Origin of the sequence: Candidatus Enterococcus moelleringii (assembly GCF_017377575.1) — a bacterium.
In the GTDB taxonomy this organism is placed as follows: Bacteria; Bacillota; Bacilli; order Lactobacillales; family Enterococcaceae; genus Enterococcus_A; species Enterococcus_A moelleringii.
Genome location: NZ_JAFREM010000029.1, coordinates 40851 through 59469, shown reverse-complemented (window position 1 = coordinate 59469; position 18619 = coordinate 40851). Strand labels below are relative to the sequence as shown.

Sequence of the window (18619 nt, the reverse complement as noted above, 5' to 3'; positions counted from 1 at the left end):
GCTTTGTGGAATATAAAAAGAACCCCCAAGGAATAGAAACCGAAAGCTTTGAAATTATTCAATCGATCATTCAGCAAGAATTTCCAACGTATCAATTTGCTTCACCGAAAGAGGAAAAAATCATCAAACGGGTGATTCATACTAGTGCTGATTTTGATTATTTGCAAAATCTGACCTTCACCCATGATGTGGTGGCTGTTTTGGAACAGTTTTTACAAGCCGGTGAAGGCACGATTTTTACCGACACCACCATGGCCCTCAGCGGCATCAATAAACGGGTGCTGGATCAGTTGGGCATTAACTATGCCTGCTATATCGCCGATCCTGACGTTGCCGAACAAGCCAAAGCTAAAGGCATGACTCGCTCAATGGCGGGAATTGAACATGCGGCGACTTTGCCGGGACCGAAAGTTTTTGTACTGGGCAACGCCCCGACAGCGATTTTCAAAATTTTGGAAATGGTGGAGGCCGGCACCTTGGAACCTACAGCCGTTGTCGGAGTACCAGTTGGCTTTGTCGGAGCAGTGGAATCAAAAGAAGCCTTGTACGAAAGTGATTTGCCAGCGATAGTTGCTCGTGGTCGTAAAGGCGGCAGCAATGTTGCAGCCGCCATCATCAATGCCTTGTTATATCAAATGGTGGAAAGGGAAAGCTGATGGAGGAATTTGTTTTCTATAATGGAAAGAAATTACGCAAAGGCTACACTACCGGCTCCTGTGCTACAGCAGCTGCCACCGCGGCGGCGTTGTATCTGGTTAAAGATCAGCAGCACGAAGATGTTCAAATTAAATTACCCAACGAATCAATGTTAACCATTCCGATTGCCAGCTTGGAGCTGAAAGCCGACAGCTGTGTGGCGTTTGTTGAAAAAGACGGCGGCGACGATGCCGATGCTACCGATGGCATGCTGATCGGTGTGGAAATCAGCCGCAACGACACACCAGAAATAAAAATTGATGGCGGCGAAGGAGTTGGCCGGGTAACCGAAGTAGGCTTGCAAATTCCTGTCGGCGAAGCAGCCATTAATCCTGTGCCTCGTAAAATGATTGCCGAGTCAGTTCGCAAAGTCATCGGCCCGGAACAAGGCGCTTTGGTAAAAGTCTTTGCTCCCAAAGGCGTGGAAATCGCGCAGCAAACCATGAACAGCCGCTTAGGAATTATCGGCGGCATCTCTATTCTGGGTACTTCGGGAATTGTCACCCCTATGTCGGAAGAAGGCTGGAAGCAGGCGATTTCGGTGGAGCTGGAAATGAAAAAACAGCAGGGCTACAAAAAGATTATTTTGTGTCCTGGTAATTACGGCGAAGATTTTGCGGTAAAGGAACTGAAGCTAAAAGCCGAACAGATTGTCTCTATGAGTAATTTTGTGGGCTATGTTTTGAAAGAAGTCCAGCGTCTGGCCTTTGAAGAAGTGCTGATGGTGGGGCATTTAGGGAAGTTGATTAAAGTGTCAGCCGGAATTTTTTCTACCCATAGTAAGGATGCTGATGCGCGAACCGAAATTTTGATCGCTAATCTAGCTTTGCTGGGCATGCCGGTCCCGCAGCTGCAGGAAATTCAAGCCTGCAACACCACCGAAGCGGCTGGAGAAATTATTGAGCGCTACGGCTACGAAGGTGTTTATCAAGTAATTGCTGACAAAATCAAGCAGCGGTCCCAGGATTTATTGAAATATCGCAAGCCAGAAACGCGGATTGAGGTCGTGATCTTTTCCTCCCAACGCGGCTATCTGGCATCAACACAACCCTTGGCACAAGTGATGGAGGAATGGCAATGATTACCGTAGTTGGCATCGGCCCGGGTGGAAACAGCAATTATTTATTTGAAACAGCTAAGCAGGCCATCGACAGGGCTGACTTGATTATCGGCAGTTCCCGGCAACTGGAAATCGTGCCGATGGAAAAACAGGCTGCTTGTGTTCAATTGCCGCGAAAACTAAATGATTTGGAAATCCTGCTAAAGGAAAAAGCAACGGGATCAGTCGTGGTGTTGGCTTCTGGTGATCCGCTAACTTACGGCATCGGTAAATGGCTAAGTCAGCGTTTCTCATCAGATCAGCTGACGATCCTACCAGGCATCAGCTCGATTCATTATTTATTCAACCAACTGCAGCTGCCGATGGAGGACTGTTTGATTACCAGCAGTCATGGCAAGGTGCCGAATTTTGACTTAATTTTCCAGCTACCGAAAGTGGCGCTGGTTACAGATAAACAAATCGGACCTTTCCAATTAGCGCTAGCAGCAGTGGAACGGGACCAAGAAGCAACCTTCTATATCGGGGAAAATTTGAGCTATCCTGACGAACGGATTCGCAAGTTTTCAGCTAAAGACGTACCCGATGAAGACTATCAAATGAATGTAGTGGTGATTGTTAATGAAAGATAGCAGTTTTATTCGCGGCGCAGTGCCCATGACCAAAGAAGAAGTGCGTTCCGTCAGCTTGGCTAAGTTACAGCTTCGAGCGGCCCAGAACTTTTTAGATGTAGGAACCGGCACTGGCAGTATTGCCATCGAAGCTGCATATACTTATCCGCAGTTGAAGGTTACAACTCTGGATTCCAATCCAGCTGCGCTGGAACTGTTGCAGCAAAATCAAGAAAAATTCGAACTAACCAATATTAAAGGTATTTTGGGCAAAGCGCCCATCCAGCTGGAGCAGCGTTTTGACGCAATTTTCATCGGTGGCAGCGGCGGCAATCTAGCGGAAATCTTAGACTGGAGCTTCCAACTGTTAACCGACAAGGGGCGGCTGGTTTTGAATTTTATTTTACTGGAAAATGCCTTGGAAGCGATCCATTGGCTGGAGGAGCAAAAATATGACTTTCAGGCGGTTCAACTTCAAGTAGGGCAGTACACAAAACTGGGCAAGGGGCATTATTACAAGCCGCAAAATCCAGTGATTATTATTGAAACAGGAAAAGGGGAATAGGCGATGGCAAAGGTTCATTTTGTTGGTGCGGGTCCCGGCGATCCCGAGCTGATTACATTAAAAGGCTACCAGCTGCTGCAAACAGCCGGCGTAGTGATTTATGCTGGTTCACTGGTTAACCCGGAGCTTTTAAATTATTGTTCGGAGGACTGCGAGATTTTCAATAGCGCCTCCATGAATCTAATCGAAATTATTGATGAAATGCAACGGGGTGTGGAAGCTGGCAAGGAAGTCATCCGCCTGCAAACCGGCGACTTCTCGATTTACGGCTCGATTCGTGAGCAAGTTGAGGAATTGAAGAAACGAGAAATTGAATTCACTTGTACGCCTGGAGTCAGCTCATTCTTGGGTGCAGCTTCCAGCTTAGGCGTGGAGTACACGGTGCCGGAAATTTCTCAAAGTGTCATTATTACTCGCATGGCGGGCCGCACACCAGTGCCAGCGAAAGAAAATTTACGATCGTTAGCGCAGCATCAGACGTCGATGGTGATCTTCCTTTCGGTTCAAGGAATCAAACAAGTGGTGCGAGAATTGTTGGCAGGGGGCTATAAACCGACAACACCAGTGGCGGTAGTCTACAAGGCGACTTGGCCAGAGGAAAAGAAAATTGTCAGTACCTTAGAAAAAATTGCCGACGAAATTATTGCCGAGGATATTACTAAGACTGCGTTGATTATGGTGGGGGACTTCTTGGGAGATGAATTTTACTACTCCAAGCTGTACGATGCCACCTTCCCCCATGAATACCGGGACGCGAAGAAAAATGACTAGGCTCGCGATCGCCGCGCTGACTCCAACCGGCATCCGCTTAGCCAAAAAAATACAAGCCAGTTGGGAAACGGAACTGCCGATCTTTGTACCGGAAAGCAGAATGGAAACTGGTCTGACCGTCATTCCGACGGGTAATTTCAAGCAAGGCCTGCAGCAGCTCTTTCAACAATACGACGGGCTGATTTGTATTATGGCTACTGGAATTGTTGTTCGCAGCATTGCCGAGGTAGTCAATGATAAGCGCCAAGACCCGGCGGTGGTTGTACTGGACGAAAAAGGTCAGCACGTAATCAGTCTGCTGTCCGGTCATGTCGGCGGCGGTAATCAATTGGCCCGTGAGATTGCTGAAAAAATCGGTGGACAAGCGGTGATTACCACCGCCACGGATGTCCAGGAAGTTACCGCTCTGGATCTGCTGGCCAAAGAAATCAATGGCTGGTATGCCGATTTCAAGACAACAACGAAGAAAATCAATGGGCTTTTAGCTGATCATCAAAAAGTCGGCTTGCTGCAACGAGAAAAACGGGTGCAGGATCTGCGAGGACTGACTTTGCTGGAGGAAGGCGATTCTTTGGAACCTTTCGAGGCGGTTTTATTAGTCTCCGATCGGAATGAACCATTAACCGGCGAGAAGATTATTCAGGTGGTACCGCGAAACTATGTCTTGGGAATCGGCGCTCGAAAAGGCGTGACCTTTGAAGTCATCCAGGAAGAATACTTGAATTTTTGCCAGCAGCAGGGAATTCACCCTCAGGGAGTAAAAAAAATCGTCAGTATTGATTTAAAAAAAGAAGAAGCAGGAATATGTCAGCTGGCAACTTGGCTGGCGGTTCCTTTTGAAACATACTCAGCCAAAGAGCTGGCACCAGCTGCCGCAAAGTATCCTCAGTCCGAATTTGTGAAGCAGACGACAGGGATAGGCAATGTCAGTTTGGCAGCCGCTGATTTGGCTAGCGGTGGACAGGTAATTAGTGAACGCTACGCCCAGCATGGGGTGACCTTTGCACTAGGAAAGGACGGAAAGTAAATGTTGTATGTGGTTGGATTAGGACCCGGCGAAAAAGAAAAAATGTCATTCGAAGCGCTGGAATGTTTGAAACAGGCAGAAATTATTGTGGGCTACACCACTTATATTCGCTTAATTAAAGAGCTAGTAGGAGACAAGGAAATTGTCAGCACCGGCATGAAGCAGGAAATTGATCGCTGTAAAAAAGCCATCGAACTGGCACAATCCGGTAAAGAGGTAGCGGTGGTTTCCAGCGGAGATGCCGGCGTTTACGGCATGGCCGGATTGATTTTGGAGCTGGTCATCAAACTGGAAGAGCCGATTGAAGTAAAGGTGATTCCAGGCATTACAGCCAGCATAGCTGGGGCAGCTTTACTGGGCGCGCCTTTAATGAACGATTTTTGCCACATCAGCCTGAGTGATCTGATGACGCCATGGGAAATGATTGAAAAAAGGCTGCATGCTGCAGCTAGCGCCGATTTTGTAATTTGCTTGTACAACCCTCGCAGCAAAGGTCGGCCGAAGCATCTGGTGAAGGCACTGGAAATTATTCAGCAGTACAAGTCTGGCGACACGATTGTCGGCTTAGCCAAGGATGTCGGCCGTAAGAAAGAACTGGGGATTCTAACTACGATTCAGGATCTAGATGAAACTTTAGTGGATATGACCACCGTTGTGCTGATTGGTAACAAGGAGACCTACGTTTCCAATGGGCAAATGATCACGCCTCGCGGGTATCAGTTATGATTTTAGTTTTAGGCGGCACCTCCGACAGCTTAAAAATTGCCGAAGGTCTGCAACAGCAAGGAATGGAATTTTATCTGTCAGTGGTTTCTGATTACGGTGCTAAGCTGGCCATAGAAGTGACGCAGCAGGTCATTCAAGGTCGGATGAATGTTGAGGAATTGGTGGGGTTCCTTAAAGAAAAGCAAATCCAGCTAGTCATTGATGCCACCCATCCTTTTGCGGTGGAGGTATCAAAAAATGCCATGAAGGCCTGCCAGCAAACGGCCTGCGACTATCTGCGTTTCGAGCGTCCCTCGGAGATGCCAGAAGATGTAATTACAGTGGAAACGATCGAAGCTGCCTGCCAAGCCGCAACTCAGTATGACGGAAAGATTTATCTAACAACCGGCAGTAAAACCTTGCCGCAGTTTATTCAGTATTTACCAAAAGAACAATTGATTGTGCGGGTTCTGCCAATGGCGGAGGTTTTACATATTTGTGAAGCTTGCGGACTGCAGGCGGATCAGATTGAAGCGATCAAGGGTCCTTTTTCAGAGGAAATGAATCAAGCGTTGCTGACCCATAATCAAGCAGCGGTGATGATTACCAAGGAAAGCGGTCAGGCCGGGGGCTTCATGGAAAAAGTTGCCGCCTGCCAAAAGCTGGGCATTCCTTGCATAGTGATGACCCGGGAAAAGCTGGAGTATCCGCAAATCGCGGCTACAGCAGAAGAAGTGATCCAGCTAGCTTTACCAAAAAAGGAGCTGAAGATATGACAGGAGAAATTGCCTTAGTCGGCGCCGGTCTCGGCGATCCCGAATTATTGACCGTCAAGGCCTTGCGAAAAATCCAACAGGCGGATGTAGTGGTCTATGATCGTCTGATTAATCCAGCGATTTTGAATTCTTGCCGGGCTGACTGTGAAAAAATATACGTCGGAAAAATGCCCAATTACCATCCGGTTCCTCAGGACCAAATTGAAGCTATCATGCTGGAAAAAGCTCAAGACGGGAAGAATATTGTTCGGCTAAAAAGCGGTGATCCTTACGTGTTTGGTCGGGGCGGCGAAGAAGGTTCGACTTTGAAGGATGCCGGAATTCCTTTTGAAGTGATTCCTGGAATTACTTCATCCATCGGCGGATTGGCTTATGCCGGGATTCCCGTGACTTATCGTGATTTAGCGGCCAGCTTTCATATTTATACCGGACGTTTGAAAAATGCGGAACAGCCGGTAGATTGGGCAACAGCTGCCAAAGCTGAAGGGACATTAGTCTTTTTGATGGGGATGGCCGCTTTGGAGGAAATCACTCAACAGCTGATCCAGCACGGAAAATCGGCCGATACACCGGCGGCAATTATTCAATGGGCCAGCCGCAAGCAGCAAAAAACGGTAGTTGGAACTTTAGCGACGATTTTCGATTTAGCTAAAGAAGCGAACCTGCAGCCGCCCAGTTTAATTGTTGTGGGCGATGTAGTGACTCGTCGCAGTAAACTGAACTTTTTCGAGGAACGACCGCTCTTTTCATTGAGCATCGCGGTTCCTTACAGCAAAAAGAAAAAAATCACCAGCCGCTTAACCGATTTAGGAGCGGAAGTGGTAGAGCTGCCGAAGCCGCAATTAGAAAAATACGATTTGACGCTAGATTTTGCTAGCTTTGACCAAGTGGTTTTCACTGACAAAACCAGCATTCAAGTATTTATCGAAACCATGAAACAAGCAAAAACTGATTGGCGCAAATTAAGCCACTTGAAATTCGTTACTGTCGGCCATCATACCGGCGCAGAATTACGGAAAAAAGGGATCGAATCAGACGAGCATTTGACGGATATAAACGAATTGACCAGCACTCCGGAAACGTTGATTTTAGGTGATGCACAACAAATTGCTTCTATTAAAAAGCAGCAATTATTTGGTCAATATCAAGTAACTCACGAAGAAAAAATTGTGCCGCCGATTCATGACCTGTGGCAGACCACTGATCTGATGTATTTCCCGAATTCCAAAGCCGCTCGTCTATTCTTGCAAGCCTTGGATCAAGAGGAGTTAGAGATTCTGCGACAACGGAAAATTATTGTGATGGGCCAGTTTACTAAAGCCGTTTTTGATGCTGCTGATATTCCAGTGATTCTAACTAAGGAACCTAGCTACGAAAGTGTATTGGAAAAAATATTAGAGGAGATGAACTGATGAAAAAAGCAATTATTGCTGTCAGCTTCGGCACCAGCTACCTAGAAACTCGCAAGAAAACGATTGAAGCGGTGGAAGAAAAATTAGCCGCAACTTTTCCTGACTATGATCTGTTTCGAGCTTTCACCTCCAATAAGGTGATCAAAAAAATCAAAGAGCAGGAAGATATTACGATTTTGACGGTGGATCAGCAAATGCAAAAACTGGTGGATGCTGGTTACGAAGAAGTATACGTGCAGCCGTTGCATATCATCTCCGGCAGCGAGTACTCCAAGGCGCTCCATCAAGCCAAGCGTTATAAGGATAAACTGAAAACAATCGAAGTAGGCAAACCGTTATTAAGCAGTCAAGCCGACTTTGAAAAAATGATTGACTGGTTGAAGAGTTTAACGCCGGATTTTGCTGAAGATGAAGCATTGGTTTTAATGGGGCATGGCAGTCAGCATTCTGCCTTTACCGCCTATGCATGTTTGGATCACATGCTGCTGAAGGAGTCGATTTTTGTTTGTGCGGTGGAAAGCTATCCGGAAATTCAGTCAGTGGTTCAGCGCTTGAAGGATGGTGGCTTCAAAAAAATCAGCCTGTATCCTTTCATGCTAGTAGCCGGCGATCATGCCACCAACGACATGGCGTCAGATGACGAGGATTCTTGGAAGAGCCAATTACAGCAAGCTGGCTTTGAAGTGGAACCTGTGTTAAAAGGTTTGGGAGAATTTCCAGTGGTTCAGGAAATGTTTATTGATCATATGAAAACAGCGATGGAGACAGGTGACTAGGATGGCAAAATTTTACGGCATTGGCACCGGACCGGGGGATTCCGATTTACTGACGGTTAAGGGACAAAAGGTATTGAATCAGGTGGACTGCTTATACACCCCGGAACCAAAAAAAGGCGGCAAAAGCTTGGCCTTGAAAATCGTTACACCCTATTTAAAGGAAGATTTAGAAATTAAGCAGCGTCATTTTCCGATGGTGAATACATTGGAAACCAAGCAGGCCGCCTGGGATGCAATTGCGGCGGAAATTATCGCCGACGTGCAGCAAGGGAAAAACGTGGCCTTCATCACATTGGGGGATCCGATGATTTACAGCACCTATGCCTATTTGTTGGAACGGGTGCAGGGCGAGGTGGAAACTGAAACGGTTGCTGGGATTTCTTCCTTTACCCAAATTGCTAATTCGCTGCAAATTCCGTTGGTGATGGATGATGAATCTTATGCGGTATTGCCGGCGACCAAGGATGAGGCCTTAATCAAGGCGGCGTTAGAAATGTTTTCAACGGTTATTCTAATGAAGGTTTCGGTAGCTTTGCCGAAAATTTTAAAGCTGCTGCGAGAACAGGATTTGTTAGAACAAACGATTTTAGTCAGTGATGCATCAATGGAAACCGAAGAGATCACTGTGGGCATTCAAGAGTTAACCGAGGAGGCGAAGCTTTCGTATTTCAGTACGATGATTGTGTACAAAAATCGTGATTTTTGAAGGGAAGAGATTAGATGAAGTACAAATTGAAACAGGCATGTAAATTCCTAATGCTATTAGCCCTTTTATTTTTCTTAATGCCGCAGAAAGCCTATGCCATGCACATTATGGAAGGATTCCTTCCGTTAGGCTGGTGTTTGTTCTGGTATGCAGTCTTTATTCCATTTTTCATTTACGGTTTAATCAGTATCAAAAAAGCAACGGCAGACAATCCGCAAAACAAAGTCTTGTTAGCCTTTAGCGGCGCGTTTATTTTCATTCTTTCAGCCTTGAAGATTCCTTCAGTGACTGGATCCACCTCTCATCCAACTGGGGTAGGGATTGGGACCGCTCTGTTCGGCCCAGGTGTCATCAGTGTGTTGGGGACGATTTGTTTGTTATTCCAAGCATTGCTGTTAGCTCACGGAGGGATTACGACTTTAGGAGCCAATGCGGTTTCGATGGCAGTTGTCGGACCATTTGTCGGATACGGTGTGTATCAATTGCTGAAAAAAGCCGGTGCTTCGGCTTCAATTAGTTTGTTCATGTGTGCTTTTATTGCTGATTTGGCGACTTACTTTATGACTTCAATTCAGTTGGGGATCGTGTTTCCTGATCCGGCTGGCGGCGTAATGGGTGCGATTGTTAAATTTGCTGGTGTGTTTATGTTGACGCAAATTCCGATTGCCATCGCTGAAGGCTTGTTGACTGTGGTGGCTTACAACTTAATTTCGGCGAATTTTCCGGTGAACGAGGGGAGTGTCTTGAATCATGGAGGCAAGTAAAACGAAATCGAAAACTAAATTGAACTTGATTTTACTGCTGGCAGTGGCAGCTTTAATGGTAGGTGCTTTGTTGATCAACCAAAATGGTGAGTACGGCGGCTCCGATGGCGAAGCGGAAGAAATGATTACCGAAATCGACCCAGAATACACTCCTTGGTTTGAATCAATTTTGGAACCGAAAAGCGGCGAAATCGAAAGCCTGCTGTTTACGTTACAGGGCAGCTTAGGTGTGGGGATCATCACCTATATTTTAGGCTATTACAAAGGAAAGAAAACCAGTGCTGATTGACCGTATCGCCTATGAGAATCGGCTGCTGGAGGTTTCGCCCATGAAAAAAAGTGCTGCCTACCTGTGCCTGCTGCTGGTTTGTTTTCTGACCGGTCCGCTGGTGCAGGGGCTGCTGATTCTGGCGATCATACCGCTGACCATTTATACTGCCAAGGTCACGCCTCAACGCTATTTGAAATGGTTGATGATTCCGCTGCCTTTTCTAGCGGTCAGTCTGATCACGATTTTGATGACGACTAGTCCAAATGCCGGGGATTTGCTGATTAGTTTACCGTTTTTCGGCCGCTTTTTAGGAATTTCCGCTGCGTCTTTGGACATGGGGATGCATCTTTTCTTTCGTTCCTTTAGTTGTCTAGTTTGTACTTATCTGTATATTTTGTCGGTTCCTTTTCAGCAAATTCTACAGGTCATGAAGCGGGCGCATTTTCCGCTGCTGCTGATTGAGCTGACGATGCTGATGTATCGCTTTATTTTTATCTTTTTAGATGAGGTCTTTATTTTGAAACGATCTCAGGAGATGCGCTTTGGCTTCAATGGGTTGAAAAACAGCTATCTGTCTTTAGGTATGATGATTAAGCTGCTGTTTTTACAGACCTTTGATCGGTTTAACAAAATGACGTTGTCACTGGAAATGAAATTTTTTAATGGAGATTTCCCCATGTAAGGAAAGAAGGGCTTGGAATGTTTGCAGTTGAAGATTTATGTGTCAGCTATGAGAATCAAATGGAAATTCTGCATCAGCTTTCCTTGCGCTTTGATACCCATCAGGCGGTGGGGATTCTAGGAGCGAACGGTTCTGGTAAATCGACTTTATTTGCGGCAATCGTGGGTTTGTTGAAGCCAACCCGTGGCCGAGTGATTTACCAGGACCAGCCGCTGGATTATCAGAAAAAGGCCCTTTATAGCTACCGCCAAGAGGTGGGGATTGTTTTTCAAGAGCCGGATCATCAAATTTTTTATTCGATTGTGGAAGAAGATGTTTCCTTTGCTTTGAAAAACTTAGGCTTTGATCAACGAGAAATCGACCGACGCTTGGACGAGGTTTTCGACCTGTTGGCATTGCAGCCGCTGCGGAAAAAGCCGATTCAATATTTAAGCTATGGGCAAAAGAAAAAAATCGCGATTGCCAGCGTGCTGGTGCTGCAAACTAAATGGCTTTTGTTGGATGAGCCCACGGCCGGCTTAGATCCCACTGGGCGCAAGCAGATGATTGACATCATTTTCCGCTTGCTGGAGCAGGGAACTAAGGTAATTATTTCCAGTCACGACATGGATTTAATGTACGAAATTTGCGACTATCTCTACATATTAAAAGAAGGCTCGCTGGTGGCAGAAGGTGCAAAGGAAGAAGTCTTTTTGGATGAAGAGATGCTGGCCCATGCCGGACTGGAGCAGCCGTGGCTAGTGAAAATTCATCAACAGCTGCAGACGCCGTTGTTTAAAAACGAAGCAGAATTTATGGAGAAAAGAGTGAGGTGATCAGTGATGGGAAAAAGCTTGATGGTGCAAGGAACTGCCTCTGATTCGGGAAAAAGTATTTTGGTGGCCGGCCTGTGTCGGATTTTTCATCAGGACGGACTGCGGGTGATTCCTTTTAAATCGCAAAATATGGCTTTGAACTCCTATATCACGTTAACGGGTGATGAAATGGGACGGGCCCAAGTTTTTCAAGCGGAAGCTGCCGGGGTGGAGCCGGATGTGCGGATGAATCCGGTGCTGTTAAAACCGACGTCTGACCGCAAATCCCAGGTGATTTTTAAAGGAAAAGTGCTGTCGGATATGGATGCAGTGGAGTACCATAATTTTAAACCGCAGCTGATTACTAGAATCTCAGAGTTATATCAGGAGCTGTTGGCGGAAAATGATGTGATCGTTTTAGAAGGCGCCGGTAGCCCAGCCGAGATCAACCTGAACAGCAAAGACATTGCCAATATGGGAATGGCGAAAATTGCTGACGCGCCGGTGATTTTGGTGGCGGATATTGACAAAGGCGGGGTGTTTGCCTCGATTTACGGCACGATTCATTTGCTGAAGCCGGAAGAACGGGCGCGGATTAAAGGGATCGTGATTAATAAATTCCGAGGTGATGTGGCTTTACTAGAACCGGGTTTGCGGATGATTGAAGAGTTGACGGATGTGCCAGTGGTGGGGGTAGTTCCATATGCTCAGCTGAACATTGAGGATGAGGACAGCGTGGCCTTGAACAAGGTCAACCGTTTGTACAACACCCAAAAAGAACTGGACATTGCGATTGTCGCCTTGAAGAAAATTTCTAATTTTACCGATTTTAACAGCTTGTCGATTGAGCCGGATGTGTCGGTGCGTTATGTGTTTCCTGGAGATCAGCTGGGGAGTCCGGATATTTTGATTTTGCCCGGAAGCAAGAACACGCTGGAGGATGCATTGTATTTGGAAGAGTCTGGCTTGGCAGAGGAAATTCGTCGGGTGCGGAGAGAAGGCAAACTGATTCTCGGCATTTGTGGCGGCTTCCAGCTGTTAGGAAAATGGCTGCATGATCCTAATCAAATCGAATCCACTCATGGCAGTTTAAGCGGGTTAGGTCTGTTGAATACTGAGACCTATTTCGAATCGGAAAAGACGACGACGCAGGTGACTGCTCGGAGCGGGGAAGAGTTGCTGACTGGCTATGAAATTCATATGGGGCGTACGGAAAACCACGAGGAACAAGCTTTTGCCCAAATTATTTCTGCAAATGGCAAAGCGATTGAAAAGGCGGATGGAGCAGTTAGTGCCGACGGTCAGGTAATTGGGACTTATCTGCATGGTGTATTCGATAACAGCGGTTGGCGTCGTCGCTTGTTGAATCAAGTCCGCAGTGCCAAAGGATTGCCGCCGATTGAAAAGGTAGCGATTCCTTATCAGGAATACAAAAACCAACAATACGACAAGTTAGCGGATTTGTTGCGAGAAAGCTTGGACATGGAGAAAATTTATCAAATTATGCAAGGCGAGGAGTTGGAAGTATGAGCATTTACACACGTTATGGCGATCAGGGGTACACCCGCTTAGTCGGCGGCGGACGGGCAAAAAAGAATGCGCCGCGGGTCCAGGCTTATGGGTCGATTGATACCTTGAACTCCCACGCAGGTGTGGCGGTTTCCCAGCTGAGCAAAGAGGATCCGGTAAGGAAGGAGCTGCTTCAGGTGCAGCAATGGATTTTTGATTGCGGCGGTGATTTCGCTACCCCAGATGAGAAGCGGCCTTATAAAATCGAGGCGGAGATGGTTCAATGGCTGGAGGAGAAAATTGACGAGTACTGGTCGAAAACCCCAGAGCTGAAGCAGTTTATTTTACCGGGGGGTGTGCCGGCAGCTGCGACCTTACATGTCTGTCGTTGTGTAGCTCGTGAAGCCGAACGCAATGCAGTGGCTTTACTTGAGCTGGAGGAAGCAGTTAATCCCGAAGCTTTAAAATTTTTGAATCGCTTATCCGACTACTTCTTTGCATTAGCCCGCTGGGTGAACCTGCAAGCAGAAGAGCCAGATGTTTGTTACCAAAATAGTGCCCCAGTGTTTAAAGGGAAAAAGAAACCGCGGGCGTAAAACGTTGCGGTGAAAGAAGGAAAAGTATGAAGAAGAAGCTGAAGGTTGGAACCCGCGGCAGCAAGCTGGCGACCACGCAAACCAAGCAGGCATTGGTCCTGTTTAACCAACATTTTCCAGAAATTGAGCTGGAGTTAGTCAAAATCAAAACCAAAGGCGACCACCTGGCCAATCACAGTTTGCTGGCGATCGGTGGGCAAGGAGCTTTTGTTCGGGAGCTGGAGTATCAACTGCGAGAAGGAAAAATCGACTTCGCGGTTCACAGTTTGAAGGATATTCCGACGAGGATTCATGAAGAGTTGGCGATTGGCTGTTTTTTGAAACGGAAATCACCAACGGATGCGATTTTGTTTCCTGAGGCAGGTCTTAGCTTAGACAAATTGCCGCAAAAAGCTGTGGTAGGAACTAGCAGTTTGCGGCGCAAGGCACAGTTATTACACGCGCGACCAGACTTGGATATCCAGCCAATTCGCGGCAACATCGATACCCGCATTCGCAAAATGAACGAGGGACAATATGATGCGATCGTGCTGGCGTTAGCTGGTTTGGAACGGATGGGTTTGGAGGAAAGTGTGCCTCATCAAGAGCTTTCGCCAGACACGATGCTGCCGGCGATTGGACAAGGGGCTTTGGCCTTCGAATGCCGCAAGGACAACACTGAAGTTCGGGAGCTGTTGAAGAAAATGAATGATGAAGCGACTGCTGGTGCGGTGGCAGCTGAACGGGCCTTTTTAGGTAGTTTGGATGGCAGTTGTACGTTTCCAGTGGGGGCTTATGCCCAGAAAAAAGGCGACGTTTATGAATTGACTGGGATGATCGGCAGTGAAAACGGCGTGATCATTCTAAAAGAAACGCAAAAAGACAGCGATCCTCAGCGCTTAGGAAAAGCGGTCGCTACCACATTGATTCAGCAAGGTGCCATTCAGCTGATTGAGGAGTGCCGAAACGATCAGGAAAAAATTATTATACACTAGAGAAGCAGCCATGCCAGAAGTTATTCGGCAAGCTTTGGTTCAGCGGGAGGTTGACGTCATCGACATTCCTATGAATCGAACCCAAGCCGTCCCTTGTTCAGCGCTGGAGCAGGCGTACGACTGGCTGTTTTTCACTAGTGTAAACGCGGTGCGGTATTTTGATTTTGACCAACTGCTGCCGCAAGCCAAAATTTTAGCCATTGGTAATCAAACCACTAAAGTACTGAAGGAATGTGGTTTGCCGGTGGACTTCCAACCGAAAGAAGGTTTTTCTGAAGGTTTGGTGAGTGAGTGGATGGCAACGGTGACTGAACCGCAGCGGGTCTTTTGGCCGCATTCTTTGCGGGCCCGCCGTGTTATTTACGATTCTTTGACCAAGGGTGGACATACGGTGCTGGAACAAGTTATTTATACCAACGAATTTGTGGCGGAAGATCGCAAGCAGTTGATCCAATTGCTGAAAGAAGACCGTCTGGATTATGTGCTGTTTGCTAGTCCCTCTGCTTGGGAATCCTTTTATGAAACGGTTAGCCAGCTGGCTGATTTACCAGAAGTTTTTTGGGAGAATCTACGAATTGCGGCGATTGGTCCGGTGACGGCCAAGGCGATTGAAAAAGAGGGACAGTCGGTGGCGATCCAGCCGAAAGTTTACGACATGCAGCATTTGTACCAGTGTCTATTGGAAGAAATAAAGCTAAAGGAGTAAGAAGATGAGTCTGCCAACGAGTTATCGCGATTTAACGATAATGCCGATTTTTACTGAGAAAGCGCTGGTGGTTGCCTGCGACACGAGTGCGGCGATCGGCCAAAAAGAGCATGATGCGGTTTATATTGATCCCGCAATCACGGCGGCTTTTTGCCTGCGGGTGCCGATATTGGAGTTCATTTGTTTTGGAGCTAAACCTTTGTGTATCATCGACTTGATCGGGAATGAATACGAACCGACTGGTCGACAAATTTTGTCAGGCATCAAAGGCGAAATGGTGAAGGCGGGATTGGGAGATTTGCCGATCAACGGCAGCACCGAAGAAAATATGGTGACGACTGCCACCAGCATCGGCATCACCTTAATCGGAGAAATTCCGACGGATCATGCGTTGCCGCGGATGGAAGAGGAATGTACCTTGCTTCAATTGGGGCAACCATATATCACCAATGAGGTGGTGAAAAATCGCGACATCATTTTTTCTTATGATATTGTGAAAAAGTTGAAAGGTGAACCTGCTGTAGTGGATCTTTTACCGGTGGGATCAAAAGGAATCGGCTACGAAGCACAGCTGATGACGGAAAATTCTGATTTTCAAGTGACGTTTAATGAAGGTGTCGACACTGAATGTTCAGCTGGGCCAGCAACAGTCTTGATATTGGCGGTTAAAAAGAATCGGGTAGATGAGCTGTTGGAAAAATACCCAGAACTAAAACAAATCGGAGAATTCACAAGGAGGTGACCGCGATGGGTCAGATTACATTAATTACTGGCGGGGCTAGAAGCGGAAAATCAAATTTTGCGGAAAGCTTTTTTTGGGATTATGAGCCGGTTTGCTACATAGCGACAAATGGCGCGGCGCGGGATGAAGAAACGAAACGCCGAGTGGAGCTGCATCAAGAACGGCGGGCGAATGCTTGGTCGACCCATGAAGCGTATCTCGATTTAGCGGAATTTATTGCGGCAGCTTCTAGTAAATCTTATTTGCTGGATTGTGCCACCATGCTGACGACGAATTATTTTTATCATTTAATGCAGCAGCAATTTGGCGAAAATTATCAGCTGATTGATGAGCAGATTGCCAATTTTTCCGAACAAGAAAAATCGGCGGTTGAAGCGGAAATTTTAACGGAATGGCAGAAAATTATCGCTGCTGCTAAGGAGAACGCGGTGGAATTGGTGATCGTCACGAACGAGGTGGGCTTGGGAATTGTGCCTGAAGATCCCTTTGTCCGCTGGTTTCGCGATGTTTTCGGCCGCATTAATCAATTTCTAGGAAAGGAAGCGGATGTGGCCTTTCTAGTGGTGGCCGGCATTCCGGTAAAACTCAAATGATCAATAGTTTAATTCTCTATTTTCAGTTTTTTACTCGGGTTCCGATTCCAGTGGAAATTGACAATCCGGCAGAAGGTATTCGATCCGGCGTGCGTTATTTTACTTTGTTCGGTCTGATATTGGGCTGTATCGAAACACTGGTCTTTTTACTTTTGCAGCGAGTGTTTGGTGCTGGAATTGCCTGGATTTTCACGCTGTTTTTTGATGTTTGTATTACCGGCGGCTTTCATTTGGACGCCTTGTCGGATATGGCGGACGGTCTGTTTTCTTCCCGCAATAAAGAGCGGATGCTGGCGATTATGAAGGATAGCCGAGTGGGGAGTAACGGCGTGTTGGCAGTAGTTTTCTATTATTTATTAATGATTTTCAGTTTTTATACGATTCTGCCCATGACCACGATCTACCAACAGTTATTTATTGTTTTGCTGCTGAATGTCGTGGGGAAAAACGGCATCTCTTTGTTATTTTACAATATGCGCTATGCGGGGGATAATCCTGAGGGGTCAGGTACGATTTTCGTGAACACGAAAACGGCGGATATTGGGATCGCTCAAGGATTTACTTTTGTTCTTTTGCTGCTGCTTTTTGGCAGAGTTGGAGTAATATGCTTTGGTGTGAATGTTCTTGTTGCGGCGGGCTATCGCTGGCTGGTGCTGAACAAGGTGGATGGTTTTAATGGGGACACGTTGGGCGCGGGATCGCCTTTGACTCAAGTCAGCTTTTTATTGACATTGGTTAGTCTGCGAGGTTTGCTATGAAAATTTACTTCATTCGCCACGGCGAAACTGATTATAATAATCGCGGGCTGTTTTATGGTTCAACCGACGTTTCATTAAATCAAACCGGCATCAATCAGGCATTGGCTTTGCATAAGAAACTGGCGTTTTTGTCAGCGGATATTCCTGTTTACACTAGTGAGCTGGTTCGCACAAAAGAAACGGCTCAGCTGATTTTTCCGGCGCAAGAAAAAACGGCTTTAGCTGGTTTTAATGAAAAAAGTTTTGGCTTGTGGGAAGGCATGGATGCGAATCAGATAGAAGCCCGTTATCCGGTGGAATGGCAAAGCTGGTTGGATGATCCTTTTGAGATAACACCGCCGGAAGCTGAACCGTTTTTTGATTTTCGTTTGCGGGTGCTGACGGAATTTGAAAAATTATTGAGGAAAAGACAGGATTTTGTGATTGTCAGTCATTTAGGGGTGCTGCGGGTAATTTTGCAGGCCTGCAATCCGGGAAAAACTTTTTGGGAAGTGGATGTTCCTCAAGGTGAGTATCAAGTGATTGATACGGACTTGTAAAAATAGAAATCAGGTGAAAGTAATGATGGAAAATTCGCTCAAAAAGAATCACTCGCATTTTAGTGTGCGAGATATTTGTTTTATTGCATTACTGACAGCGGCCTGCGTGGTCGGCCGCACGTCTTTTCAGTTTATTCCTAACGTTCAGCCGATTACTACCATTTTTATTATGGTTAGTTTGAATAAGGGCTTCGGTCGGGGCTTTTTGCTGGCGGTGCTGACGATTATTACCACCAATATTTATATGGGTATGGGGCCGTGGACGATGACGCAGCTTTTTGCCTACGGAACGATTGTTTTGCTCAGCAGTTTGTTAGGTCGAATTCCCAGTTTTCAGCGGCACAAAAGTTTGCAGCTGATCTTTGCATTTGGCGCTGGCTTTTTGTTTGGTTTTCTGACAGCCTGCGGTGATGTATTGATTTATGGTATTTCAGCATTTTGGCCTTATTATTTGCAGGGTGTTTACTTTGATTTACTCCATGCTACAGGCAATTTTATTTTCTATTTGCTGTTGATGTCGATTTTGCCAAGACTTTTTAGTAAGTTTTGGTGCAATTAAAAGATGAGAAGTTATTTCAGCTTGAATCTT

At 46.4% G+C, this 18619-nt stretch carries 24 protein-coding genes; all 24 read left to right on the top strand.

The annotated features are described in order from the left end of the window. Positions 1–5: 5 nt before the first annotated feature. The 24 genes from JZO70_RS17680 to JZO70_RS17565 are packed head-to-tail and all read left to right on the top strand — an operon-like array spanning position 6 to position 18589. On the top strand, positions 6–656 hold the full coding sequence (locus JZO70_RS17680; RefSeq protein WP_207675000.1) for a cobalt-precorrin-8 methylmutase: 651 nt from the start codon (positions 6–8) through the stop codon (positions 654–656). After that, entirely contained in the window at positions 653–1777 is a 1125-nt protein-coding gene (cbiD, locus tag JZO70_RS17675) for a cobalt-precorrin-5B (C(1))-methyltransferase CbiD (RefSeq protein WP_242704012.1), read from the top strand. The genes JZO70_RS17680 and cbiD overlap by 4 nt, the downstream gene beginning before the upstream one ends. After that, positions 1774–2385 carry a cobalt-precorrin-7 (C(5))-methyltransferase gene (locus JZO70_RS17670; RefSeq protein ID WP_207674998.1) on the top strand — a complete coding sequence of 204 codons (612 nt, stop codon included), beginning with the start codon at positions 1774–1776 and terminating at the stop codon, positions 2383–2385. Before cbiD ends, JZO70_RS17670 begins: the two co-directional genes overlap by 4 nt. Then, positions 2375–2929 carry a decarboxylating cobalt-precorrin-6B (C(15))-methyltransferase gene (locus JZO70_RS17665; protein ID WP_207674997.1) on the top strand — a complete coding sequence of 185 codons (555 nt, stop codon included), beginning with the start codon at positions 2375–2377 and terminating at the stop codon, positions 2927–2929. Before JZO70_RS17670 ends, JZO70_RS17665 begins: the two co-directional genes overlap by 11 nt. 3 nt (positions 2930–2932) lie before the next feature. Further along, positions 2933–3700, top strand: coding sequence for a cobalt-precorrin-4 methyltransferase (locus JZO70_RS17660; RefSeq protein ID WP_207674996.1), 768 nt, complete (start codon positions 2933–2935; stop codon positions 3698–3700). Further along, on the top strand, positions 3693–4727 hold the full coding sequence (locus JZO70_RS17655; RefSeq protein ID WP_207674995.1) for a cobalt-precorrin 5A hydrolase: 1035 nt from the start codon (positions 3693–3695) through the stop codon (positions 4725–4727). Before JZO70_RS17660 ends, JZO70_RS17655 begins: the two co-directional genes overlap by 8 nt. Continuing rightward, the gene (cobJ, locus tag JZO70_RS17650; RefSeq protein ID WP_207674994.1) at positions 4728–5453 is read left to right on the top strand and encodes a precorrin-3B C(17)-methyltransferase; all 726 of its coding nucleotides are present in this window, start codon (positions 4728–4730) and stop codon (positions 5451–5453) included. It begins immediately after the preceding gene. Then, positions 5450–6208, top strand: coding sequence for a precorrin-6A reductase (gene cobK, locus JZO70_RS17645; protein WP_207674993.1), 759 nt, complete (start codon positions 5450–5452; stop codon positions 6206–6208). The genes cobJ and cobK overlap by 4 nt, the downstream gene beginning before the upstream one ends. Beyond that, positions 6205–7620 (top strand): uroporphyrinogen-III C-methyltransferase, encoded by a 1416-nt coding sequence (cobA, locus tag JZO70_RS17640; protein WP_207674992.1) that lies wholly within the window; start codon positions 6205–6207, stop codon positions 7618–7620. Before cobK ends, cobA begins: the two co-directional genes overlap by 4 nt. After that, positions 7620–8396: a sirohydrochlorin cobaltochelatase gene (locus tag JZO70_RS17635; RefSeq protein WP_207674991.1), complete on the top strand. Its 777-nt coding sequence runs from the start codon at positions 7620–7622 to the stop codon at positions 8394–8396. The genes cobA and JZO70_RS17635 overlap by 1 nt, the downstream gene beginning before the upstream one ends. 1 nt (position 8397) lies before the next feature. Further along, positions 8398–9102, top strand: a complete 705-nt coding sequence (locus JZO70_RS17630; RefSeq protein ID WP_207674990.1) for a cobalt-factor II C(20)-methyltransferase — start codon at positions 8398–8400, stop codon at positions 9100–9102. A gap of 14 nt (positions 9103–9116) precedes the next feature. Beyond that, complete coding sequence (locus JZO70_RS17625) at positions 9117–9866, top strand: energy-coupling factor ABC transporter permease (protein ID WP_207674989.1); 750 nt, start codon at positions 9117–9119, stop codon at positions 9864–9866. Beyond that, entirely contained in the window at positions 9853–10155 is a 303-nt protein-coding gene (locus tag JZO70_RS17620) for an energy-coupling factor ABC transporter substrate-binding protein (protein ID WP_207674988.1), read from the top strand. The genes JZO70_RS17625 and JZO70_RS17620 overlap by 14 nt, the downstream gene beginning before the upstream one ends. Positions 10156–10195: 40 nt before the next feature. Further along, complete coding sequence (gene cbiQ, locus JZO70_RS17615) at positions 10196–10819, top strand: cobalt ECF transporter T component CbiQ (protein ID WP_207674987.1); 624 nt, start codon at positions 10196–10198, stop codon at positions 10817–10819. A 17-nt stretch (positions 10820–10836) separates the two neighbouring features. Next, positions 10837–11634, top strand: coding sequence for an ATP-binding cassette domain-containing protein (locus JZO70_RS17610; protein WP_207674986.1), 798 nt, complete (start codon positions 10837–10839; stop codon positions 11632–11634). Positions 11635–11640: 6 nt separating this feature from the next. Next, positions 11641–13143, top strand: a complete 1503-nt coding sequence (locus tag JZO70_RS17605) for a cobyric acid synthase (RefSeq protein WP_207674985.1) — start codon at positions 11641–11643, stop codon at positions 13141–13143. Beyond that, positions 13140–13718: a cob(I)yrinic acid a,c-diamide adenosyltransferase gene (locus tag JZO70_RS17600; protein WP_207674984.1), complete on the top strand. Its 579-nt coding sequence runs from the start codon at positions 13140–13142 to the stop codon at positions 13716–13718. The genes JZO70_RS17605 and JZO70_RS17600 overlap by 4 nt, the downstream gene beginning before the upstream one ends. 26 nt (positions 13719–13744) lie before the next feature. Beyond that, positions 13745–14692 carry a hydroxymethylbilane synthase gene (gene hemC, locus JZO70_RS17595; RefSeq protein WP_207674983.1) on the top strand — a complete coding sequence of 316 codons (948 nt, stop codon included), beginning with the start codon at positions 13745–13747 and terminating at the stop codon, positions 14690–14692. Between the two features lie 10 nt (positions 14693–14702). Continuing rightward, the gene (locus JZO70_RS17590) at positions 14703–15398 is read left to right on the top strand and encodes a uroporphyrinogen-III synthase (RefSeq protein WP_207674982.1); all 696 of its coding nucleotides are present in this window, start codon (positions 14703–14705) and stop codon (positions 15396–15398) included. Between the two features lie 4 nt (positions 15399–15402). Further along, positions 15403–16140 (top strand): hypothetical protein, encoded by a 738-nt coding sequence (locus JZO70_RS17585; protein ID WP_207674981.1) that lies wholly within the window; start codon positions 15403–15405, stop codon positions 16138–16140. Positions 16141–16145: 5 nt separating this feature from the next. Then, positions 16146–16733: a bifunctional adenosylcobinamide kinase/adenosylcobinamide-phosphate guanylyltransferase gene (gene cobU, locus JZO70_RS17580; protein WP_207674980.1), complete on the top strand. Its 588-nt coding sequence runs from the start codon at positions 16146–16148 to the stop codon at positions 16731–16733. After that, a complete protein-coding gene (gene cobS / locus JZO70_RS17575; protein ID WP_207674979.1) occupies positions 16730–17491 on the top strand; it encodes an adenosylcobinamide-GDP ribazoletransferase in 762 nt (253 codons plus the stop codon). The genes cobU and cobS overlap by 4 nt, the downstream gene beginning before the upstream one ends. Next, the gene (locus tag JZO70_RS17570; RefSeq protein ID WP_207674978.1) at positions 17488–18030 is read left to right on the top strand and encodes a histidine phosphatase family protein; all 543 of its coding nucleotides are present in this window, start codon (positions 17488–17490) and stop codon (positions 18028–18030) included. Before cobS ends, JZO70_RS17570 begins: the two co-directional genes overlap by 4 nt. A 22-nt stretch (positions 18031–18052) precedes the next feature. After that, complete coding sequence (locus tag JZO70_RS17565) at positions 18053–18589, top strand: ECF transporter S component (RefSeq protein WP_242704005.1); 537 nt, start codon at positions 18053–18055, stop codon at positions 18587–18589. The last annotated feature ends 30 nt before the right edge of the window (positions 18590–18619 follow it).